This is a genomic window from Streptomyces sp. NPDC056835 (assembly GCF_042789485.1).
In the GTDB taxonomy this organism is placed as follows: Bacteria; Actinomycetota; Actinomycetes; order Streptomycetales; family Streptomycetaceae; genus Streptomyces.
On the sequence record NZ_JBHUBB010000012.1, the window covers coordinates 213,053 to 235,718 of the forward strand.

17 protein-coding genes and 1 pseudogene are annotated in these 22,666 nt (G+C 69.4%); 9 read left to right on the forward strand and 9 right to left on the reverse strand.

What is annotated here, in order from left to right:
- Nucleotides 1–810, forward strand: coding sequence for an alpha/beta fold hydrolase (locus tag ACFRMN_RS16595; protein WP_383019580.1), 810 nt, complete (start codon nucleotides 1–3; stop codon nucleotides 808–810).
- A gap of 362 nt (nucleotides 811–1,172) precedes the next feature.
- On the opposite strand, the gene ACFRMN_RS16600 is transcribed toward ACFRMN_RS16595, so the two are convergent.
- Complete coding sequence (locus ACFRMN_RS16600) at nucleotides 1,173–1,640, reverse strand: hypothetical protein (protein WP_383019582.1); 468 nt, start codon at nucleotides 1,638–1,640, stop codon at nucleotides 1,173–1,175.
- Between the two features lie 388 nt (nucleotides 1,641–2,028).
- Entirely contained in the window at nucleotides 2,029–3,144 is a 1,116-nt protein-coding gene (locus ACFRMN_RS16605; protein WP_383019585.1) for an NADAR family protein, read from the reverse strand.
- Between the two features lie 159 nt (nucleotides 3,145–3,303).
- Here ACFRMN_RS16605 and ACFRMN_RS16610 point away from each other — a divergent pair, with 159 nt between their 5' ends.
- Both ACFRMN_RS16610 and ACFRMN_RS16615 read left to right on the forward strand, forming a co-directional pair.
- Nucleotides 3,304–3,684 (forward strand): hypothetical protein, encoded by a 381-nt coding sequence (locus ACFRMN_RS16610; RefSeq protein ID WP_383019588.1) that lies wholly within the window; start codon nucleotides 3,304–3,306, stop codon nucleotides 3,682–3,684.
- Between the two features lie 122 nt (nucleotides 3,685–3,806).
- On the forward strand, nucleotides 3,807–4,163 hold the full coding sequence (locus ACFRMN_RS16615; protein ID WP_383019591.1) for a DUF6086 family protein: 357 nt from the start codon (nucleotides 3,807–3,809) through the stop codon (nucleotides 4,161–4,163).
- Between the two features lie 175 nt (nucleotides 4,164–4,338).
- Here the strand turns inward: ACFRMN_RS16615 and ACFRMN_RS16620 are convergent, their stop codons facing one another.
- From ACFRMN_RS16620 to ACFRMN_RS16630, 3 genes are all read right to left on the reverse strand, one after another.
- A complete protein-coding gene (locus tag ACFRMN_RS16620) occupies nucleotides 4,339–7,548 on the reverse strand; it encodes a tetratricopeptide repeat protein (protein ID WP_383019593.1) in 3,210 nt (1,069 codons plus the stop codon).
- Nucleotides 7,549–7,833: 285 nt separating this feature from the next.
- Nucleotides 7,834–8,496: a response regulator transcription factor gene (locus ACFRMN_RS16625; RefSeq protein ID WP_383019596.1), complete on the reverse strand. Its 663-nt coding sequence runs from the start codon at nucleotides 8,494–8,496 to the stop codon at nucleotides 7,834–7,836.
- Nucleotides 8,493–9,683 carry a sensor histidine kinase gene (locus tag ACFRMN_RS16630; RefSeq protein ID WP_383019599.1) on the reverse strand — a complete coding sequence of 397 codons (1,191 nt, stop codon included), beginning with the start codon at nucleotides 9,681–9,683 and terminating at the stop codon, nucleotides 8,493–8,495. Before ACFRMN_RS16630 ends, ACFRMN_RS16625 begins: the two co-directional genes overlap by 4 nt.
- Nucleotides 9,684–9,845: 162 nt before the next feature.
- Here ACFRMN_RS16630 and ACFRMN_RS16635 point away from each other — a divergent pair, with 162 nt between their 5' ends.
- From ACFRMN_RS16635 to map, 5 genes are all read left to right on the forward strand, one after another.
- Entirely contained in the window at nucleotides 9,846–10,841 is a 996-nt protein-coding gene (locus ACFRMN_RS16635; RefSeq protein ID WP_383019602.1) for an ATP-binding cassette domain-containing protein, read from the forward strand.
- Nucleotides 10,838–12,379 (forward strand): ABC transporter permease subunit, encoded by a 1,542-nt coding sequence (locus tag ACFRMN_RS16640; protein WP_383019605.1) that lies wholly within the window; start codon nucleotides 10,838–10,840, stop codon nucleotides 12,377–12,379. The genes ACFRMN_RS16635 and ACFRMN_RS16640 overlap by 4 nt, the downstream gene beginning before the upstream one ends.
- Nucleotides 12,376–12,843: a hypothetical protein gene (locus ACFRMN_RS16645; protein ID WP_383019607.1), complete on the forward strand. Its 468-nt coding sequence runs from the start codon at nucleotides 12,376–12,378 to the stop codon at nucleotides 12,841–12,843. The genes ACFRMN_RS16640 and ACFRMN_RS16645 overlap by 4 nt, the downstream gene beginning before the upstream one ends.
- Before the next feature lie 86 nt (nucleotides 12,844–12,929).
- On the forward strand, nucleotides 12,930–13,160 hold the full coding sequence (locus tag ACFRMN_RS16650; protein WP_383019609.1) for a hypothetical protein: 231 nt from the start codon (nucleotides 12,930–12,932) through the stop codon (nucleotides 13,158–13,160).
- Between the two features lie 245 nt (nucleotides 13,161–13,405).
- Entirely contained in the window at nucleotides 13,406–14,173 is a 768-nt protein-coding gene (map, locus tag ACFRMN_RS16655; protein ID WP_383019612.1) for a type I methionyl aminopeptidase, read from the forward strand.
- Nucleotides 14,174–14,266: 93 nt separating this feature from the next.
- Here map and ACFRMN_RS16660 read toward each other — a convergent pair whose 3' ends face one another.
- The 3 genes and pseudogenes from ACFRMN_RS16660 to ACFRMN_RS16670 all read right to left on the reverse strand — a co-directional run bounded on the left by ACFRMN_RS16660 (nucleotide 14,267) and on the right by ACFRMN_RS16670 (nucleotide 19,685).
- On the reverse strand, nucleotides 14,267–16,636 hold the full coding sequence (locus ACFRMN_RS16660) for a right-handed parallel beta-helix repeat-containing protein (protein ID WP_383019614.1): 2,370 nt from the start codon (nucleotides 16,634–16,636) through the stop codon (nucleotides 14,267–14,269).
- A 249-nt stretch (nucleotides 16,637–16,885) separates the two neighbouring features.
- Nucleotides 16,886–18,372 (reverse strand): annotated as a pseudogene (locus ACFRMN_RS16665) (alkaline phosphatase family protein).
- 332 nt (nucleotides 18,373–18,704) lie between these two features.
- Entirely contained in the window at nucleotides 18,705–19,685 is a 981-nt protein-coding gene (locus tag ACFRMN_RS16670; RefSeq protein WP_383019617.1) for a threonine/serine dehydratase, read from the reverse strand.
- A gap of 328 nt (nucleotides 19,686–20,013) precedes the next feature.
- Between ACFRMN_RS16670 and ACFRMN_RS16675 the strand changes: the two genes are divergently transcribed.
- Nucleotides 20,014–21,342 (forward strand): cation:proton antiporter, encoded by a 1,329-nt coding sequence (locus ACFRMN_RS16675; RefSeq protein WP_383019619.1) that lies wholly within the window; start codon nucleotides 20,014–20,016, stop codon nucleotides 21,340–21,342.
- Nucleotides 21,343–21,408: 66 nt separating this feature from the next.
- On the opposite strand, the gene ACFRMN_RS16680 is transcribed toward ACFRMN_RS16675, so the two are convergent.
- Complete coding sequence (locus ACFRMN_RS16680; protein WP_383019622.1) at nucleotides 21,409–22,521, reverse strand: ABC transporter substrate-binding protein; 1,113 nt, start codon at nucleotides 22,519–22,521, stop codon at nucleotides 21,409–21,411.
- Nucleotides 22,522–22,666: the final 145 nt, after the last annotated feature.

Here is a 22,666-nt window from a genome sequence, read left to right on the forward strand (position 1 = left end):
ATGAGCGCTGAACAGGCCGTTCTTGAACGGAATCTTGATGTGTACGTGCAGGGCAGCGGCCCTGCCCTGCTGCTGGCGCACGGTGCCGGCGGCGGTATCCAAGGCAACTTCGGGCTGGTGCTGGACGATCTGGCGCGGGACCACACGCTGATCGGTCCGCACTACCCAGGAGCGGGCGGCACGCCGGTCGCAACTGAACCGCTCGATCCCGACGAGCTCGCAGACGCCCTTGTCGCCTCCGCTGTGGCACGCGGGCACGGCACGTTCGTCATCCTCGGAGAGTCCCTGGGAACCGCCATCGCGGTGCGCGCCGCGACCCGCCATCCCGAACGGGTGACAGGACTGGTGCTCACGGCAGGGTTTCCCGTGGCCGATCCAGTCCTCGCACACGCCTCCCAACTGATCGCCCTCCTCGGCAAGGCGGGCGAGTGGGAGGAGGTGGCCCGGCTGGCTTTCCTGGCGTGCCTGTCCGAGAGCCAGTTGAACGGGCTGTCGCCGACCGAGGTGGAGGAGGCGGTGGCGCAGGTGAAGGCCTCGATGCCTCCCGGCATGCTCGACCACTTCGACCTTGCCTCCCGCGTGGACGTCCGCGGCGACCTCACCGGCGTGACGGCCCCCACCCTCGTGTTCGTGCCGACGGGAGACCGTCTGGTGCTTCCGGAAAGTTCCCGCCGCCTCGCTGCGGGAATCCAGGGGGCCGCGCTGATCGAACTGCCCGGAGCAGGACACATCCTCGACGCGGACAACCGGACGCTCTGGCTCGGCCACGTACGCCGTTTCTTGGCTTCTCTTGGCCCTATTTCGGGATGACCACCAAGGACGCGCAGGGCCAGGCCGTCGCGCCGCGTGTTCCCGTGGGAAAGCACCGCGGCGGCCTGGCGGTTCTTGCCCTGGCCACCTTCATCGTGGTCACCGCGGAGATGTTCCCTGTCGGGTTGCTGTCCGCGATCAGCGCAAGCCAACTACTACCGAGCAGCCACGAAACCCCAGCTCACAGCCACCAACTGAGATCTCCACCGAACCCGGGGCGGTTCACTCCGGATCTGGGCAGCCATCGAGATCTCGCGGCACACCGGCATCCGGATCGAGGAACTGTGAGAACTGAGTCACCGCATCCCCACCGACGAGGAATGGGAGGACTTCCTCGACAGGGCCTTGGCCGGCCGCGCACGTCACGTGTAATACGTGTCGAACGATCCGATCCACAACGCCGCCAACGGCAGGACGCACAGCTGCACGCCGGCTGTGGTCCAGCACCGGCATAGGGCCGCGACCCCGGAGGTCCACCACGCCAAAGTGTGCAGCGCGCTCACCACTCCGGCCTGATAGCCCTGCCCGGAGGGATCCGTCATGCCGGGATAACCCATCCAGTCCTCTGTGAAGATGCCGTCCGATCCGAACACGATGGCCACCGCCACGAGCCACAGATCGACCAGGAGGGCCGACATGGCGAGCACCACGTCGAAGCGCAGGTACGCGGGTGTCGGCACCAACAGCCGTACCGCCGGGTGGCCGTGGCGGCGCACCCAGTCCCGCGGCCCGATACGTACCAGCACAACGACGGCGTACACCAGCGCGGCACCGGCCGCCGCCCACCCGCCCATGAAGACCAGTCCGAAGAAGAACATTCCGAGACCCATGACGGCACAGATGCCGCACCGTTCCAAATGGTTCCCTCCGCATCAAGGACGCCGGGAAGTCAGCGGGAACCATCGCCGTCAGGGCGTCGATGAACGGCTGAGCGGCCCTGCCCGGCGACGTTGACGTGCTTGTTGAGGGACGGCTTGATGTCGCGGTGGGTCGGGCCTGCCTCGTGCTCGGCGTTGTCGGGATCACGCCAGTACGTCCAGTACTGGGGTGATCCTCCGCCTTGCGATCGCACGCACCGCGGCGACATCTTGCCGCTGCCGCGGCGGGCGCCGAGCCCGCCCTCCGGGCGGACGGCGCTACTTTGAAGACAGGAGCTAGGCGTGAGCAGGCTCCATCACCTCCTGGCCACCCGGGTCTTGCTCTCCCTCGGGCCTCGTGTCAGTCGATGCGGGCCTGTCGGGCTTGCAGTTCGGACCGGATGAGTTCCAGGAGGCGTCCCGTCCAGTTGCGGCCCCGGCCTCCGTTGTCACCCCAGAAGCCCGAGTCCGCGTCGTCGTAGAGCACTGTCGCGTCACCCGTGGCCAGCAGGATCGCGGCGAGGTCGGCGTGCTGCTCGTACTTGGCGCGCAGCAATCGGGCCATGACCGCGGTTCGTATCTGTTCCCAGCCTTCGCGCCGCGGCGCCGCAGCCGCGAGAGTGCGGGCCTTCGCTCCGGTGTCCGCCGTCACGACCGCGGTACGGGCCTCCGGTTCGGCGACGGACTGGGCCCAGTAGGCGTGCCCCACCGACGGGTAGGTGACGTCGCCGACGGTGATTGGGGCGGGGTAGTCGTTGCGCAGGGCCCGCTTGCCCGGGTGTTCGAGCGCGCGCCGCGGATACGAGTGGTACACCTTGACCGCGCGGGCGACGGAGTTCGCCGCCCCGTCGGCCGGCACTCGTGAAGGGGCTTCCGCGCGCCACCGGCTTCGCTCCTCGAAGTACGCGATGGCCTCGTCGTACTCCTCCCGCGTAACCGGTTCCTCAGGCCAATCCGGCGCCCGTCCGCCGGGTCCCGCCACCAGGACCTGCAGGGGATGGTCCTTGCGGTCCATGTCGCCGAGCGCGTAATGGCGCACCGTCTCGGGGATGGCCAGGTAGGCGGCCCGGGCAGCGGCCCGGTTGTCCTCCGTCCGGTCCCCCATGAAGACGTCCACCGCCGCGATACAGCGGCCGGTCGAGTCGGGGCGGCCGTTGAGCTCGTCGATGGTGTCACGGACTTCGGCGAGCAACAGCTCTGGCGTCAACCAGGTGCGTGGTTCACCGAATGTCCACGAGGCCAGATGGTGTGCGGATGCGCGTCCGCCGTCCGGAAGGCTGGTGGCCACCCACCCGCTGCGGAGCTTCTTGTCGAACTCGTCAAGTGTGACCAGTTCCCAGCAGTCGACGAGCCCGTCAGCGTAGATGAAGAGGTCGGTGAGGAAGTAGGAGCCGCCGTTGCATATGAACGCGTGCCTCCAGGTGCCTGGTACGCGGACGCCGTCCGCCATGCGATGGGTGATCCGATTCCCGATCATCCCGTGATGATGCCGGACGGACCGGCCGGGAAGCACGCCGATAGTTTGTAGGCGTTGGCGAGGGCAGCGGGGACGCCGCAGCGGCGCGCAAGGCATCCCTGAGCACAAGGGCCATTGACGCTCTCACGAATACATCATTGTCGACTTCTGAGGAGATCCGTGAACGACAAAGAGTTCATCGAATTTATCGAGCAGGTCCGTGCCCGTCCGGGAATGTACGGCCTGAACGGCTCCTACTATCCGACCCTCACGTTCCTCGACGGATATGACCTGGGCCGCTCATGCGCCCTGCTGCGCGGGTTCACCGAGTGGCTGGTCACGCGCAAGGGAGAGGAGACCAGCCTCGGCTGGCGGGCGCTCGCCCTTGAGGAGGCGTTCCCCGGCAGCGAGACCCGCCACCACTGGTCCCAGCTGGAACCGGAACAAGAACAGCAGGCGGTAGACGTTCTGTTCCGCCTGCTGCTCGACTTCCTTCACGAACGGGACAATTCGCAGCGGACAAGCAGGCACGGCGGCGGGGCCGACGTGCGCCGAATGTGACCACGGCCCGCGCCTACGGGAAGGCGAGGACTGGCTGCCGTACAACTTCATCCCGCTGCCCGAGCGACCACAGAAGATACGCCTGGTGTGCGGCCGGTGTTGCGACCAAGGGCTGGAGGAAATTGAGTTACCCCTTTGAACTGGGCGGTGAGACGCTCTGGGACGCAGGCTTCCGCACGGGACAGCTGTATGCCTCCCTCGCTCGCGGGACGGCCGAGTTCCTGGAGCTGCCGTCCGGACTGACCCCGAACGACCAAGGGGGCTGTGACGTGGAAGTGGAGTCGTTCCGGGCCTTCGTCGAGGCTCTGGACGGCATCTACTCCTCGACTGGAAACCAAGTGCTCCACGGACTCGCCCACGGTCTACTGGTCACCTCTCTCGTACTGCTGGAACGGGCGGGAGGTGAGATTACGCTGACCCACCGGTACGCGGCGGCCCTCTTGGCGGAGAAGGCCGCCCAAGCACGGGTCATGGCATAACGCCCAGCCCGAGCAAAGCCCTTCTCACTCAGCCCAAGCTCATGAAGGGGCGCGGCGGTTGAACCGTCGTCCATGGTGACTTGAGCTTTCGGACGGACCCGAGCTGTCGTCCGGGGGCCCGGGCGGTGCCGACTGGGTCGAGAACCGCAACAGACCGACCGCTCCCTCGACTTCATCACTGATGACCGCCTTCACGGCCTGCGGCATCTGATCGCGTGCCGGGGACCGCGGCGCGCAGTCCGGCCACCAGGCGGCGCGAGTCGTCGAGCCCGGCCCCGTGTGCGGTGGGGTTGGTCTCGGCGAGCTGTCTGTGCAGGGCGTGCGCCTCCTCCGCCGCGGTCAGGGCCTCGTCCGTTCTTCCGAGGGTGAGGTGGACACGGGCGAGCAGGTTCAGGCCGCGGGCCAGATGGGGTGCCAGCGCGGCCGAGTCCATGCCCGGGGAGCGGCGCAGAATGGCGACCGAGCGTTCCAACGGGACCAGCGCGTCGGCCGCTCGGCCTGCGGCCTGTCGGCAGAGGGCGAAGGGGAACAGTGACAGGGCCCACCTGGTTTCGTGGGCGGCCGGATCGGCCGCGGCCAGCCGCTCCCAGAGCGAGGCCGCCTCTTCGGTGAGCGGGAGAGCTTCGTCGTGTCTGTTGAGCAGAGTGAGCAGAAGGCCGAGGTTGGTCAGGCAGCGGGCGAGTTCGGGTTCGTGGGCGGCCGGGTTGGCCTGCGCGAGCCGGCGGAGCGTCGCCACGGCCTGGCTCGTCGGCTCCAGCCCCTCGGCGGGCCGGCCCGCCCTCACCAAGTTGATGCCCAGATTGCTGAGCGTCGTGGCGAGGGCGGCTTCGTAAGCGGTGGGACAGGCCTGCCAGAGCCGGCGGCGGATCGCCAGTGCCTCCCTAGTGGCAGCCAGGCCTTCGGCTGGACGGCCGAGGTCCGCCAGCCACAGGCCTCGATTGTCCAAGGCCTGGGAGAGCGAGGGTTCGTATGCGGCGGGACTGGTCTCGGCCAGTCGTCGCAGGATGGCTGTCTCCCGCTCGTTCTCGGCAAGGGCCTCCTCCAGTCGGCCGGCCTCCGCGAGATCCACGCTGAGATTGGACAGCGCTGCCGCGAGAGCGCCTTCGTGCGCGGCCGGATTCCTGTGCGCCAGGCGGACGTAGACTTCGGCCGATTCGGCGGACGCTGCCAGCGCCTCGGCCCGACGGCCCATTCCGGCGAGGTCCCTGGCCAGATTGCTGAGTAGGTCGGCGAGATCGGGTTCGTAGGTCTCGGGCCGTGCGGCGGCGAGCCGACGCCGGATGGCCAGCGCCTCCCGGGTCGTATCCAGGGCCTCGGCCCGGCGGCCTTCACTAGCGAGCCACCCTCCGAGGTTGTGCAGAGCGGAGGCGAGATGGCGATCGTGCTCGTCCGGATCCGCCTCGGCCGCCGGGCGCAGCAGGGCCACGGCTTCGGCCAGCGCCGGTCCGGCCTCCGCGTGGCGTCCCGTCCCGGCCAGCCACAGGCCGAGGTTACTCAGCGATTGCGCCAGGTTGAGGCCGTGGACGGTGGGTTGAATATCCGCCCACTTCCGCAGGAGGGCGACCGCGCGTTCGCTCGCAGCGAGTGCGTCGACGGTTCGGCCCTGCCGATGGAGGTAGTTGCCGAGTCCGGTGAGGGCGTTGGCGAGGTAGGGCTCGAAGCCACTCTTCGTGACCGCTGCCGCCTCGAAGTCGGCCACCGCGCGTTCCATCGCGGCCACGGCCAAGTCGTACTGCCCGGCGTACGAGTGGCGCACCGCCGTGTCGGATCGGATGAGCGCGCGTAGCACGGGCCGCTGCGCCTCGTCCTCCAAGGGTGTCTCGGCGATCACCTGCTCGCCGAGGCGGGCGGTCAGGGCGGCCATGCCCGCGTCCAGGTCGACGTGACGCAGGGTCGGGAAGTGCTCGGCGACCGCCTGGCCCAGCGAGGTGTCCAGGTGCTCCTGGCGGGCGAGGCCGGCCAGCGCGGTGCTCCCGGCATCGACCGCGAGCCGGGGGTCCTCACGGAGCAGCGGGTAGAGGTGGCCGGTGGTGACGTGCGGCCAGCGTTCGGCGGCGGCAAGCATGAAGGTGACCGCGCGCGACGCCCAGGCGGGGGCGGCACCCGCGTCGTCGCGGCCGAGGAGGGTGCGGACGGCGTCGGACGCCCAGTTCATGGCGGGGTAGTCGGCGTGGTGGCCGGGCAGGCTGAGGGCGATGAAGTCCTCGGCGAGGCGATCGGGGTACAGCGGTTCCAGGACGGCTGTGGCGTTCGAGCCGCTGGGCGGATAGCAGGCGGTGTGGTCGTCGCGGACTTGCTCCGCCGGGCCGACGTCCAGGGAGGTCAGGACGGCGGTGGCGGTGGAGTGGGCGAGAGGGCCGGTGAGGGCGGCGGTGAAGACCGCGCGCCGCATCACCTCGGGTGCGGTCCGGTAGGTGCGCTGCGCCGGGTCGAGTTCATGGGTGGCGTCGCCGTACAGCCTGGCCCAGTGGGCGTGTTCGCGGTCCAACAGGTACAGCGTCAGGTTCGCCGCTCCCTCGGGTGTCCGGCGGCCGGCGGCGTAAGCGTCCACGGCGGCCAAGGCGGCCATGTGTACGGCCAGGGTGAGGCCGAAGTCCGGGTGGTCCAGTCCGCGGGGGGCCGGGACGGCGGAGGGGGCGCCGAGCCCGTAGTGGGCCGCGAAGGCCCGGCGTGCCACCGTGAACATCCGGTGCCGGCTTCCGCCGGCCTCCGGGTCGAGCGGTTCCAGGTACTGGCTGGAGGTGCCCGCCTGCTGGTTGGTGAGGGAGGCCCGCAGGGCGGGCCAGGCGTCTGCGGTACGGGCGAGCAGCAGGACCCTGGCCCGTACACCGGGCCGGTGCAGCAGGGCGTTGCTCAGCAGCCAGGCCAGGTGGGTCGGGGGCCACCGGTCGGCGTAGTCGACGATCAGCAGCAGGCCGGAGGCTCCGTCCTGGCGCAGATCCTGGCTGCCGGGTGGCGGCAGGACGGCGCCGGGGCCATGGGTGGCCGTGACCACCTTCCAGCCCATGCCGACGGCCTCGGCGGCGAAGCGGGCAGCGAGGCGTGACTTGCCCTGGCCTCCCGGGCCGTGCAGCCAGCGGGCGGCGAGGCGAGGGCCGTCACGGCACCAGCGGTGCAGATCCGCGAGCTCCGCGTGGCGGCCGGTGAACTCGACGACGGCGAAGCGGGCGTTGAGCATCCGGCTCGGTAACTCCCTGAGGAACTCCGGGTCGGTGTCGGGCGCCGGACGCCAGTTCTCCAGCAGGTAGAGCGGCACTCCGTCACCGAAGATGTGGAGGGAGGCGCCGATCACACCGTAGGCGAAGCCGCCGACAGCCGTGACGTTCTGCTCAAGGTGCGGCTGCTCGTCAGGATCCCACGGCCTGCCCGGCTGTCTCGGGGTCACTCGCGGTCCGCCTTCCCGGCTTCTACGGGCCCGGCCGGACCCGGGTGGTAATGGATGTCCCCGCCCTGGGTGCCGAGTGCGGTGCCGTGGCCGTCGCCTTGTGCTCCCTGGCAGTGGCACGACGGATCCATTATCGATGCTCTGCCGGACTGTCGACAAGGAGTCGGCAGATCCTGGCGGACGCCCCTGTTGTAAGCCACGGACCCAAGCGTGCGTGCCGGGCGTCGCGGGCCCGCGAAGATCGGCCGGACAGGACCTGGCCGCAGGGGCTTACCCACAACTGGGTCAAAGGTCGGCGATGCGGTATCCCACGTTCGGGGTGGTGCTGACGACCGGTGGGGAGCCGAGCTTTCGGCGCAGCCGGCTGATGGTCACCGTGACGGTGTTGGTGAACGGATCGGCGTGCTCGTCCCAGACCTGTTCGAGCAGGTCCTCGGTGCTGACGAAGCCGGGGCTGGCGTTCAGGAGGACTTCGAGTACGGCGAATTCCTTGACCGATAGGTCGAGATGGCGGCCGTCGCGAGTGACCGCACGTCGTAGCGGATCGAGCTCGATGCCCGCCACGCGCAGGGTGCGGGCCCGTGCGGCTGGTCGGCGGCGGGCCAGGGAGTGGACGCGCAGCACGAGTTCGGGGAAGTGGAAGGGTTTGCTGAGGTAGTCGTCCGCTCCCAGGGTCAGACCGCTGACACGGTCGCTGGGCGAGCCGGCCGCGGTCAGCATCAGGACCATGGCTCGCTGGTCACGTTCGGTGATCAGTTGGCAGAGGGTGTCGCCGTGGATTCCCGGCAGGTCACGGTCGAGCACGACGACGTCGTAGGCGTTGGCGCCGATCTTGGCTGCGGCTTCCAGTCCGTCGAACGCGGCATCGACGGCCATTCCCTGGTCGCGCAGGCCCTCGACGATGACCTCGGCGAGAGCGCGGGCGTCCTCGACCACCAGAACCCTCATGCCAGTACCTCCGTTCGTGCGGTGCGGGCCGCGGAAGGCAGCGAGACGCGGACGCGCAGACCGCCTTCGGCACGGGCGTCCAGGCCGAGCGTGCCGCCGTGGGCGGTGGTGATGGCCGCGACGATCGAGAGCCCGAGCCCGGAGCCGCGATCCGTTCCGGTCCGGTCCGCGCCGAGCCGGCCGAAGGGCTCGGTCAGCTGGTCGACCTGCCGCTGGTCGAGCACCGGGCCGCCGGTCTCGACAACCAGCCGCGCGGTCGTGTCGTCGGCCTCGGTGGCGATGCGGATCCAGCTCCCCCGGTGGTTGTGGTCGATCGCGTTATCGATCACATTCTCGACCACGCGGGCGAGCAGTGGTCGGCTTCCCTCCACGCGGGCGACGGCGACGGCGTCGGCATCGATGACAGTCAGTTCCTTGGCGGTGATGTCGTCGGCTCGGGCGGCCAGCGCGGCGGACACGAGTCCGCGGAGCGAGACCGTCGCGTGGTCGGGGAGGACGCCGTGCTGGGTGCGGGCCAGCACCAGGAAGCCCTCCAACAGCGTGTCGACCCGGTCGAGTTCGGGGCGCAATCGATCGGCCAGCGCGAGTGTCTGCGGGGCGGGCTCCGGCTTGGCCAGCGCCACGTCGAGGGACGCCCGCATGGTGGCCAGTGGGGTACGCAGTTCATGGGAAGCGTTGGCGACGAAGCCGCGCTGGGCGGCGAAGGCAGCCTCAAGTCGTTCCAGCAGTTCGTCGATGGTGTCGGCGAGATCCTTGACCTCGTCGCGGGGGCCGGACACGGCCAGCCGCTCGTGCAGGTTGTCCGCGGAGATCCGCTGCGTGGCCGTCGTGAGCGTCCGGAGCGGACGCAGCACGCGGCCCGCGACAGCCCAGCCCACCAGCAGCGACACGGCCGCCATCACGCCCAGGGCGACGGCCGATCCCAGCAGGAGCTGGTGCGACTGTGTCGTGTCCGCCTGGGCCAGTTGGGCTTCCAACTGGCTGATGTGGGCCTGGGCCTGCGCGAGGGTGGGGTCCTGGGGCGCATCCGATCCGCCCGGTGCGGTTCGGGCGATCTCCTGCGCCCCGGAGGCCACGATGCCGGCGATCGTCAGCAGCACGGCGCCGGAGAGAAGGAAGATACCGCTGTAGAGGAGGGTGAAGCGCGCCCGCGCGGTGCGGCGTGGATGGTCAAGCTGCGTTCCCATCGGCTCTCTTCCCGTGTCCGTTCAGGCAGTCCGGTGTCCAGCATGCACAGCCGCACCTAACAGCGGTATGACAGCCGTCGTTCGGCCCGCGTTATGGCGTTCGGCGCAGGGTCTGGCTCAGCAGAAGTTCCTGCACGCCGGACGAGAGGACAAGGCCGCGACATGGACGCCACGCAACAGCCGGACAGCCGCAGGAGCGGGGACGACCACCCCCGCCATCCGCACGGGGACGCGGTGATCGAGGTCACCGGCCTGCGTAAACGGTTCGGGGCGACGCAGGCCCTGGACGGGATGACCTTCACCGTCGGACCGGGACGGGTGACCGGGTTCGTCGGGCCGAACGGCGCGGGGAAGTCCACCACGATGCGGGTGATCCTCGGCCTGGACGCGGTCGAGGAGGGCACGGCGCTGGTCGGCGGCCGACCGTACCGGAATCTGCGGCGTCCGCTGTGCCGCGTCGGGGCACTGCTGGATGCCGGGGCGCTGCAGCCGGCCCGGAGCGGTCGGCATCACCTGCTGTGGCTGGCCCATTCGCAAGGTCTGCCCGCCCAGCGGGTGGACGAGGTGATCGAACAAGTCGGTCTGACCAAAGCGGCTCGGCGCAAGGCCGGCGGCTACTCCCTGGGCATGCGGCAGCGGTTGGGGATCGCGACGGCGCTGCTCGGCGACCCGCCGGTGATCATGCTCGACGAGCCGTTCAACGGCATGGACCCGGAAGGCATCATGTGGATGCGCGGCTTCCTGGCGTCGCTGGCCGAACAGGGCCGGGCGGTACTGGTGTCCAGCCATCTGATGAGTGAGCTGCAGGACACCGCGGACCATCTGGTGGTCGTCGGGCGCGGCCGGGTCATCGCGGACACCAGCGTGCGTGATCTGCTCGCGGGCACGTCCCGCGGCCGGGTGACGCTGCGCACCTCCGCGCGGTTGCGGGCGACCGAGGCGCTGGCGCAGGCCGGCGCCGCCGTAACCGCCGCCGGGCCCGACACACTCAGCGTTTCCGGGCTGAGCACGGAAGGCGTTGTGGAGATCCTCGGCCAACAGGCAGTGCCGTTCTCAGAGGTGTCCGCGCATCGCGCGTCGCTGGAGGAGGCGTATCTGGACCTCACCAGGGACGCGGTGGAGTACCGCGGCACCACCGTCGCGGAGGAGGCCCGATGACCGCCACCGCAACGGACCGGCCGGGCCAGCGGTCGGCCCGCGTCGGCTTCGCCCAGTTGCTGCGAGCGGAGTGGACCAAGTTCAGGACCGTGCGCGGCTGGGTGCTCGCGATGGCCGCCGCGGCCCTGGTGTGCGTGGCCGTGGGACTGCTCGGCACGGCGGCTCCCGGCACGGGCCGTGGTGCCGCCCCCGCGGTTCCGCAGGGGCCGGACGGCGAAGCCGTGAACGACAGCTTCTACTTCGTGCGCCAGTCGCTGGCAGGGGACGGCAGCATCACCGTTCCCGTAACGTCCCTGACCGGTGTGATCTCGCGCGGACCGGGAGACACCGCGCGGGGCACCGCACCATGGGCGAAAGCCGGACTCATCGTGAAGGCGAACCGCACGCAGGGCTCGGCCTATGCGGCCATCATGGTCACCGGGAGTCATGGCGTGCGGATGCAGCACAACTACGTTCACGACGCCGCCGGCATCGCCGGGACCACCTCCGCGGACTCCCCACGCTGGCTGCGCCTGGTCCGCTCCGGCGATCTCATCACCGGCTACAACTCCACCGACGGCACCCACTGGACCCGGGTCGGCGCCGCCCGGTTGGCCGGGCTGCCGTCAACCGTGCAGGCCGGGTTGTTCGTCACCTCACCGGAAGCCACGGAGTCGACCGGCGTCCGCACGGGCTACGCCCCCGCAGTGGCGACCGCGCGTTTCGGCCGCGTCAACCTGCGGGGCCAGTGGTCGGGCACCAGTTGGCGGGGTGAACAACTCGGAGGCACGGGCACCACCGGGAGCTACACCGACACGACGGGCGGCGGCTTCAAACGCTCCGCCGGCGGCTTCACCGTGACCGGGGCCGGAGACATCGCACCGGCTGTGGGCGGCCCAGCCTCGGGGGGCAGTCTGACCATCGAGAGCTTCCTGGTGGGCGTGTTCGCCGGCCTGGTCATAGTGATCGTCGTGAGCACGTCCTTCATCACCACCGAGTACCGGCGCGGACTGATCCGAACCACTCTGGCAGCGAGCCCCCGGCGGGGGCGGGTTCTGGCGTCCAAGGCGATCGTGGTGGGAGCCCTCGCCTTCGCGGGCGGACTCGTCGCCGCCGTCGCCATCCCGATCGGTGCCCACAGTGCGCGCGCCCGGGGGTTCTACGTGTTCCCGGTGCCACTGCCGACCGAGCTGCGCGTGGTGGTCGGCACGGCGCTGCTGCTCGCTGTCACCGCCGTCCTGGCTCTCGCCGTCGGCGCGGTGCTGCGACGCGGCGCGGCGGCGGCGACGCTCACGATCTCCGCGATCGTGCTGCCCTACCTCTTGGCGGTCTCCGGCGTCCTGCCGGCGACAGCGTCGCAGTGGCTGCTGCGGGTCACCCCGGCCGCCGGCTTCGCCATCGAGCAGAGTCTGCGGCGGTACCCGCAGGTGCTCGGTACGTACACACCGTCCTCCGGCTACTTTCCGCTGGCACCGTGGGCCGGGTTCACCGTGCTCTGCGGCTATGCCGTGGTGGCCCTCGCCGCGGCCGTCCTTCTGCTCCGCAGGAGGGACGCATGAGGCACGCCCTGCACGCGGAGTGGACGAAAATGCGGACAGTCGGTGGCACTGGCTGGCTTCTGCTGGCCACGATCGGGTTGACCGTGGGACTGAGCGCCGCGTCGATCGCGGCCAGCACCTGCGACGGCAGCGGCTGCACCCAGGACGTCACCAGGCTCAGCCTGACCGGGATCTACCTCGGCCAGGCCGTGGTCGCCGTCCTCGCCGTGCTCGTGATCAGCGGGGAGTACGGCACCGGCATGATCCACACGACGTTCACAGCTGTGCCTTCTCGGAGCACGGTACTGGTGAGCAAAGCGATCGCTCTCGCCGGTGTGCTGGTGGTGACGGGAAGCGCCGCCGTCCTCGGCTCGTTGCTGGCCGGGCGGCTCATCCTGCCCGGCAACGGATTCACCGAGGCGCACGGTTTCGCACCCCTGTCTCTGGCCGACGGGCCGACGGGCCGACGCTGCGCGCTGCCGTAGGGTCGGTCCTCTACCTCATCCTGATCGCCCTGCTGAGTCTCGGCACCGCGGCCGCCGTCCGGGACGCAGCGACGGCCGTCGGGATCGTGCTCGGCCTGCTCTACGCATTCCCGATCCTCACCCATATCGTCACGGATCCGGACTGGCAAAGACACCTCCAGCAGATCGCACCGATGACCGCCGGACTGACCGTCCAGTCCACCACCGACCTGCGCGACCTGCCCATCGGCCCCTGGCCCGGCCTCGGGGTCCTCGCCGCTTGGTCCTCCGCCGCGTTCCTTTCCGGCTGGCTGCGGCTCCGCCTCAGCGACACTTAGTGTGACGCGCCAGGAATGCTGAGACCGAGTGGTCGGCTCCGGAAGTCCTTCGGGGGGTGACTCAAGAGTCCACATCGTGCTGCGTCAGGAACAGCCGATTCTCAACCGGATGGCGCGCCTCTGACGGTCACACCGACATGGCCTGGTCGCCACCTCCGGCGTCTTCCGCGCAGGCGGCGGCGAGGTCGTGATACTAATACCGGTATAAGTATTGGGTAGCGTCGCAGCGCAGGGAGTCACAGCACATGGTGGAGATCAAGACCGATACGGCACTGGAGACGATGCGAGAGGCCGGACGCGTGGTGGCCCACGCACTCGCGGCCGCCCGCGCGGCCGCAGCCGTGGGAGTTCGCCTGCGCGAACTCGACGAAGCCGCCCGCACCGTTCTCACCAAGGCCGGAGCACGTTCTCCGTTCCTGGGCTATCAGCCCTCCTTCGCCCCCACCCCCTTCCCCGCCGTGATCTGCGCATCAGTGAACGACGCCGTCGCGCATGGCATCCCCGACAACTACCGCCTGCGCGACGGCGACCTGGTCAGCATCGACTGCGGAGCCGAACTCAACGGCTGGAGCGGCGACGCCGCGATCAGCTTCACCGTCGGCACCCCTCACCCCGCAGACCTCGAACTCATCGCCGCCACCCAGCAGGCCCTGGACGCCGGCATCGCCGCCGCCACCGTCGGCCATCGCATCGGAGACATCTCCCACGCCATCGGCACCGTCGCCCGCAAGGCCGCCTGCGGCATGCCCGCCGACTTCGGCGGCCACGGCATCGGCCGCCAGATGCACGAAGACCCCCACGTCCCCAACCACGGACGACCCGGCCGCGGCTTCCCCCTGCGCCACGGCCTCACCCTCGCCATCGAGCCCATGCTCATGGCAGGAGGGCGCAACAACTACCGCACCGACCCCGACGGATGGACCTTGCGCACCATCGATGGCAGCCGAGCCGCCCACATCGAACACACCATCGCCATCACCGAGGACGGCCCCCGTATCCTCACCCTGCCCTGACCTCGGATCCCGTCACACCCGGCAGCCGGGGACATCGGGCACTCCGCGGAAGCACCGACCAGCGATTACGGCTCCACTCGGCGTTGGCCGCGGTCACGTTCGATCGGGCCTCAGCGGTTCGCCCGCGGGACGAAGGCCGGATCCGCTCGCCCACGCCTGACCGGTCGGCGACTTCGCGGCCGTGGTGACGAGGACCCTCACCGGGTTGGAGGTCACCTGGACGCCGCCGATGGTGGCGCGGGCCGTGATCGTCACCGTGCCGCGGCTCACCGCCTTGACCACGCCCTCGCTGTCGACCGTGGCAACGTTCGAGTGGGAGCTCGAAAAGCTGACGGCAACCGGCGCGGACGAGATGTTGTCGGCGTTGAGGGCCAGGCCGTCGCCGGTGACCGTGACCTCGGAGGCGGCCATGTTGGCCGTGTTGACCCGCTTGTTGAAGCCGTCGCCGTACGTGTTGTTCGCGAGGGTGATGTCATCCGCGCCGTCGAAGGTGAACAGCGGGGACGGGTGGCTCGCGGGCGGCGCGTCCGTGGTCACCGTCGTCGTATCGCCCACATGCAGGTCCCGCGAGGGTCCGGTGAGCCGCAGATGGGCGTAGCGCTCGACGCGGTTGTCACGGAAGGTCAGATCGCCGACGCCGCGGCCGGAGATGATGGTCCCGCCAGTGAGGTTGAAGTCGTTGTCCTCGATGAGGACGTCGCGGTGCACCGGCTGCCCTTCGACGAAGTCCTGGTTGGTGGGGTCGAAGAAGATGACCGGGCTCGCGGGGCGGTCGAAGACATTGCCGCGGATAGTGACGTTCCGCACCGGGCCCGACTCGTACCAGGCGCGGGCGTCGGACGAGATGTAGATGCTGGCCATGCTCATGCCGTCGAAGCGGTTGTTCTCGATCAGCACCGGCCTGCGCGTCGTCACGAGGATGCCGCGCGTCGGCACGGCCTGGAACGTGTTGCCGGTGATCTCGACGGTCGGCGTGTAGGTGGTGTTCTCGGCCACGTAGTCGCCGGGAGCGGTGACTACCGCGGCGGGAAGCGCCCGGTCGAGGACCACCGTCATGTCGCGCAGGTAGGTGTCCGGGTCCGCGCCGTCCGGGACACCGCTGCCGGTCGGTCCGGTCACCGAGACCACCTTCGCCGTCGCGCCGGGGGCGGCGAGCATGGTGCGCTTGTTGACGAGTTCGATCGTGTCGCCCGGGTGGAACTGGGGAAATCCGGATGTCTCGTCGTGCATGTAGCGCAGTCGCAGCGTCTGCGGCTCGGCGGCGGTCACCTGGAGGTAGGTGCCGTGGATGTTGATCGGGTCGTCCTGCGGGTTGTCGAAGAGGCTGTTGGTGACGCGTACCGTGCCCTTGATGCCGGACATCTGGATGTGGTCGGCGAAGCCCGAGGTGACGCGGCCACCGGCGCGGTCGGCCTTGAAGGTGACCGAGTCGATACTGATGTCCTCGCTGAGCTGGCCCACGATGCCGAAGCCGTGCAGATAGCCGAGCCGGAGGTGATCGGCCGTGATACGTGACGACTCCCAGAACAGGGCGCCCGGCGTGTCCCTGGTGTCCTCGCGCATCTGATAGACGTATCCGCGGTCGCCGGGGGCGGTGCTGTCGTTGTAGGTGAACCGCAGCCTGTCGCCGCCGAGGTCGGTGATCTTCGCGACGTTCTGGAAGACCGGATTGGACGTACGCCAGGTCTTGTTGGTCGCGGGGTCGTGGACCTGGGAGTAGTTGAAGGAGTCCGTGCCGGTCCAGTACGGCTGTCCGGTGGCCGGGCTCCGCTCGCCGTTCCAGCGCACCGAGGTGCCTTCCACGGCGTAGTCGTAGGTCTCGGGGATCTCGATGATCCGGTACGCCTGCCCGGAGGCGGCTCCGGTGTCGGCGACCGTGATGTCGACCGTTTTGGGGGCGACCCAGGTCTGCGAGAAGTTGGTGAAGCGCACGTCGCTTGAGCGGATCGCCGCGAAGACGGTCTGGAAGCCGTGGTTGACGATCCTCGATCCGCCGCCGTCGACGACGACATCCCGCATGTCCTCGACGAGGATGCCGATGTTCTTCGTCTTGAACGCCTGGTCGCTGCCGACCGTGTTGCTGACGTACAGCTCCCGCTTCGGCGTCCGCTCGGGCCAGATGTGGTACGTACCGGCAGGGAAGTGGATGGTGGTGGGGCCGCCCACGGTCTTCGCGTGGGCGATGGCGGCGTCGACGGCGGCCGCGGAGTCGGCCTTGCCTGAAGGGTCAGCGCCGAAGTCCGTGACGTCGATGACCGTGCGGCCGGTGTTGTCCACGACAGCCGCGCCATGAGGACCTTGCAGACCTCCGATGACCGTGGAGGTCCCCGGAAGCGCGGCGGGCTGCGCGATGGCCGTTCCCATCAGGGCGATGAACACCCCGGCAATGAGGGCGGCGGCTGCGCAGACGGTATTGCGCCCGCCGAACCCGGTACGGGCTGAGCCCGGTCGCGTAGGTTTCATGTCGTTCCTTCGGGGAGTGTCCAGGGCCATTCATCCGAGGTTCTAGCTGGAAGGTAGGGCCGCCACCAATAAAGAACAAGAGGAACAACAGAAGTAAACATTCTCCGCCATGCCCGCCCGTCGGGACCGCCCTCGCATGACCTCGGGACCGACGGACCGACGGACCGACGGACCGACGGACCGAGGGACCGATCCTGTCCGAGGGGGCCGGGGCAGGGTGACCTCCCCTCCCCCGGCCCCCTCGGAGTGTCACCCGCCGATGGAGACCTCACTGACGGCCCAGAACCAGTTGTTACCGCCGGTGTAGCGGAAGTGGACGCGCGCGCTGGTGGCTCCTGCCGGGACCCGGAGAGCGATCCTCTCGACACGCGAGGTCGCGTCGGTGTCGTACGTCCTCACGGAGACGGGGGCGCCGCCGTCGTAGGACACGAGCACGTCGCCCTTCTGCGGTGCCTCGTGCCGGTAGAACGTCGTGTACGTGAGTGTGGCGGTGGCGCCGCCGGTGACCGGGTACGCCCGGCTGATCAGGGTGGAGTCGAAGGTGCCGGAGACCGTTTTGTCGGACCACTCGTCGCCGTCGGCGACCGCGAAGACGTTGCGCGCCCGGACATGGCACTCGCGCTGCTGGTCGGGTTGTGCCGCGGTCCAGAACTCATCGGTGGTGAAGGACCAGCCGCGCCACTCGCTCACCCCGCCCGTGCCCATCCTGGAGTTGTCGATGGACCAGCCGCTGGGCGGCGTATGGGTGTAGCCGAGGATGTTCGCCCCGATGCCCGTCTCATCCGTACGGGTGAGGAGTGAGCCGCGGAGCGCGTCGAAGTCGTCGGGCCTGGGCTGTTGAAGGGGGCGCCCGTCCAGGTCCCAGGCGGGGTCGAGAGCGATACCGAGATGGGCCCGCTGGCCGCGACGTCGGGCATCCGGATGTCGTGGCGCGTGGAGCCCGCGGTGACCGTCGGTCCGGTGGCGATCAGGAAGGTCTCGCGCTCGGGCCGGCTCGACCCGCCATGCCCGCCCGCGTCGGTGTGTCCGTGATCCGTGGTGACCATGATGAGCCAGTCCTCGGAGCCGTACGTCGACCGGCCATTGACCGTGGCCAGGATCTGGCCGATCTGGCTGTCCACGCCATGGATGGCGTCCAGGTACTGCCGGCTGGCGGCACCGTAGGAATGGCCCGCGTGGTCGACATTGTCGAGTTGTACGAACACGGCGTCCGGATTTCCGGAGCTGAGCTGGGAGACGACACGTGACGTGGTGCCCGTGTCGTACTCCGCTCCCGGGGTGGAGATCCGGGTGTCGACCTTCGACGAGAAGACGGTGTCGGTGAGAGGCGCCCAGGACGAGACGGCACAGGTGCGCAGGGCGGGCCGGGCGGTCTCGATCCGGGTGAGGAAGTCGGGGTACCGGGCGAACTGCTGCCCGGTGAAATTGTTGTCCTTGACCTTGTGCTTGTCGGGCCAGACGCCGGTGAGGATCGTGGACCAGCCGGGGCCGGACATCGTGGGCGCCATGGGGTTGGCGTAGAGGGCGCTCGGCGCGGTGAGTCCGGTGGCCATGAGCCTGTCCAGGTTTGGTGCCTCGGCGTCCTTGATCCTGCTGAGCAGTGTGCCGTCGATGCCGATGACCAGGACCTTCGGGGTCTTGGCGGCGGCGCGGGCGACGGCCGGGAGCGGCCCCGCGAGGGCGGCCAGGGTGGCGGCGCCGATCAGTACCGAGCGGCGGGAGACGCCTGGGGCCATGGGTGAGGTCACGGGTTCCTCCGGGATGAGGGATGGCGAGGGAAGAGCCGGCGGGCGTACGTCCGCCGGGTGCGTGCGGCCGGGACCGGACCCAGGACGGTGTGTATCCGATTTCCCGGGCCAGGCGCCAGCATTGGGTCCAGACCCGTTATCTTTCCGTCATGCGTGGCCGAGTTGCCAGAGCACTCCGGTGAACTCCCTTTGCCCATAGGTGAATTCGCGGATCACACCGTGAACTCCTGGCGTACGGCGGCCAACTTCCAGATACCGGTGCGCATGAGCACCGCGCCGCGGGTTCGCCACCCCGAGGTTGCGGAGACCGGCGAGGGCGTTTAGGTCCTGTGGATGGGAGCGGCACCGACCCAGCGGTGATAGGCGTCTACGTCGACATTGCTGCCGCACACGATGGTGACTACGTGTCGGCCGGCGAAGCGGTCACGGTCTTCGAGGATCGCCGCGATGCCGAGCGCGGCCGACGGTTCGACAACGAGGCCGGCGTGGTGGAGGAGCATCCGCATACCGGCGGTGATAGACGCCTCCTGGACCAGAACGGCGTCGTCAGCGACCAGCAGGAGGTCGTCCAGAACGGCCGGAATGGGGCGCCGGCCGGCGACGCCGTCAGCGATGGTGTTGGTCGAGTCGGTGGTGACGACGTGCCGCCTGTGCCACGAGTGTGTCATCGCTGGTGCGCCCAACGGCTGGACGCAGATCACCTCGACTTCGGGCGCCAACGCCTTCACCACATGCCCCACACCGGTGGCCAGCGCCCCGCCACCGAGAGCGATCAGGACGGCGTCGAACGACGGTACGGTGCCCACCAGTTCCAGGCCGATGGTCGCCGCGCCCTCGCAGGTCTCGATGTCCAGGCTGTCTTCGACCAACCGGATGCCGTCGTACCGCGCGATGGCCGCCGCCCGCTCGCGAGCCAGCTCGTGATCGCCGTCCACCAGCTCCAACCTGGCGTCCAGCGCGCGGATGCGGTCAAGCTTGGCCGCGGTCGCGAAGCGGGATGCCACCACGGTCACGTCGAGCCCCCGGCCGCGGCCGGACCAGGCGAGGGCTTGACCAAGGTTGCCCGCGCTGGCGCACACCACGGCTCGCGAGCCATGGTCGGCGAGCAGGCTCGCGACCACCTCAGTGCCGCGGGCCTTGAAGCTGCGGACCGGGTTCGCCGTTTCGAGCTTGATGCTCACCGTGCAACCGAGGCCGGGCTCCAGCGCCTCGCAGCGGTACAGCGGAGTGTCGAGAAACATCGGGTCGATCACCCGGCGAGCCGCCCGGATCCGAGCAGTGTCAAGGCGCGTCTCCTGCACAACACAGCAGCGTAGTGCCGCCGACGCCGCTCCATCGAGCGATTCGTCAAGAACCATGTATCGGGTGACGCACGATCAGGCAGCGACGGCTTCCGGGCGCTCGACCAGGACGCCGTTTTCCAACGACGTACCGGACGCCTACAGAGCCGAGTGTCGGCGAGGCTCCGGGAGTCGCACCGCGCGTACGCGTACCACCACTCGGGTGAAAGCCAGGATCTCTCGCTCCAGTTGGATCTTCTGGACGCCACGATCGCCGAGAATCAGGCCCTACGCCCTGTCCGGCCGGCCGGACCCAGCCGACGACGCGGTCATGGTTACGGAGCCCCCGGTGGATGGAATCTCCTCGCTGATCCTGCTTCTTCTCTTCCTCTGGAGTCTGTTTTTGCAGCGGCTGGCACACATCGAACTCACCGCCCCCGTGGCATTCGTACTGCTGGGCCTGCTGCTGAGCGAGGGAATCGGCGTACTGGACCTGGCTCCGTCGCCGGGGGCGGTGCGAACACTCGCCGAGGTGACATTGGCCTGGGTGCTCTTCACCGATGCCGCACGGCTGTCCTTTCGGGTCCTGCGCCCGGAACTCGGCCTGTATGTACGACTTCTGCTGCTCGGGCTGCCGATGTGTATCGGCCTCGGCACTCTGCTGGCCGTGGGTCTGCTCCCCGGGGTGTCGGGGTGGGCCGCGCTGTACGTCGCAGCCGCACTCGCTCCGACAGACGCCGCGCTCGGCGCCACGATGATGGTCAATCCGGTCGTGCCCGGGAGGATTCGCCGGCTCCTCAATGTCGAGAGCGGCCTGAACGACGGCATCGCCACCCCATTCGTCGTACTCGCCCTGGCCGGAGTGTCCATGGCCGGGAGTACGTCGGACGCGCACACCCCTGGCAGTGCCCTCGTGGAACTCGCCATCGGCCTGGTCTACGGCACGGTGCTCGGGCTGATCGCCGGATGGGGGCTGCGCTTCGCCCTGCGCAAGGGCTGGGCCACCGAGGACGTCGCCGGGACGGGTGTCCTGGCACTGGCCCTCCTCAGCTACACCTCGGCCATCGCGATCGGCGGCAACGGTTTCGTCGCCGCCTTTGTCGCCGGCCTGGCCTTCGGATCGACGCACGGCGCCCCACACCTTGTGCTGTTGTTCATCGAGCAATCCGCCTCGCTGTTCTCGGTGCTGGTGTGGCTTCTCTTCGGTGCCGTACTGGTTCCGGCCGCCTTCGATCACCTCACCTGGCAGGCAGCGCTCTACGCGGTACTGAGCCTGACGGTGGTACGCATGGTGCCGGTGGCCCTCTCCCTGGCCGGAAGCGGTCTGGACAGGAAGACGGTCCTGTTCGTGGGCTGGTTCGGCCCTCGCGGTCTGGCATCCGTCATCTTCGGTCTGCTGGCGGTCGAAGAACTCGCCCCGCCGGCCTGGCGGTCGATCGTCCCGGTGGTCGTGTGCACCGTTCTGCTCAGTGTCGTCGCACACGGCATCACCTCCGCTCCTCTCGCCCAACGCTACGGACGAGCGTCAGCTGTCACCAGCGCACCCCCGGCACCCCCGGCAGGCCCGGCAGGCCCGGCAGGCCCGGCAGGCCCGGCAGAGAACGATCTGCCCATTCGCGGAATGGGGGCAGGCACCATCGGTGGTCATCGGCGCGGCAGACGGGACGGGCACGCGTGACCAGGCCACGTATGCCCAGCCGTCCGCGTGGTGTGGCCTTCCGGGCGGCCGGACCTCCGTGCTCTCTCAGCCGGCGTGAAGGATCCGAAAGCGACCGGGTTCCGCCGGATCTCGATCAGCGACCTGGATTGGCGGCCAAGCCCACTGCCAAACGCTGATGCCTGGCGTGCGGGAGAACCGGATCCGCCCGCGGGTGCCTTCGACTGCGACGCGCGGCCAGGATTCGGCAGCGCGCGCCCGGTCCGCGCCGTGAGAACGCAGCACATCGGCGAGGACGGCGACCGTGTCATAGCCCTCGAAAGCGACGAAGGAGGGCGCTTCGGCCAGCCGCTCGCGGAGGGCCGTCCCGACTCGTACACCGAGTGGGCTGAGGCGCTCGGGCAGGTAGCGCAGGAACGGGATCGCGGCGCCGTCGTCACCCAGCAACGCCGCCCATTCGGCGAACTCCGGCTGCCCGGCCGGAGCACCGATCATGATCTCGGTGAGGCGCTGGTCACGGCGGACGGACTTGACAATCGACACCGCTGGCTCCGGGTGGCCGACCAGAAGAAGGAGGGCTGTCGCGCGATTGTCGACGAGTTCGTCGCACACCGCCGTGGGGGCGAGCGCGCGCATGTCGAGTTCGATGACGGTGCCGCCGCGTGGAGCGAGATAGTCCCGCAGAATGCGGGCCCCGGATGCCCAGTAGACACTCGACTCGGCCGCTACGGCGATTCGGCTGTGGCCCGCGCTGAGGAGGAAGTCCGCGTAGATCCGCCAGCCGTGGGACTGCGCCGGGGCGAGGCGCGCGACCCATTGCGTTGGCTGTTCGGTGAGCGCGTCGAGAACCGCTGACGAGCAGAGGAACGGCAGGCCGAGGGCATCGGCCCTGGCGGCAGCGGCGCGAGCGACGACGCTGTGATACTCCCCCGCCAAGGCGGCCACGCCCAGGCGAGCCAATTCATCTACGGCCGCCGCGGCCCTCTGTGGATCAGCCGCGGTGTCACGGACCACCAGTTCGAGTGGTCTTCCGACGATCCCGCCGGCGTCATTGACCTCGCGAACGGCCAACTCAAGTCCAGCGAGCAAGTGTTGGCCCGCCTCGACCCAGCCGGGCCGAGTCAGCGGAACGAGAGCGCCGATCCGGACGGATGATCCGTCAGTCCGCTTCGCTCCAGGTGGCGATGGTGGCGCATTCATGCGTTGGCGTCTCCCGTGTGACCCGATCCGCCACGGCCCCTTGCCGTGTGACGTGTGACGTGTGACGTGTGCCGCGTGCCGCGTGCCGCGTGCCGCGTGCGCCTCCCCAAGGCGCCGGACTATGGGGCCGGACCATGGGGCCGGG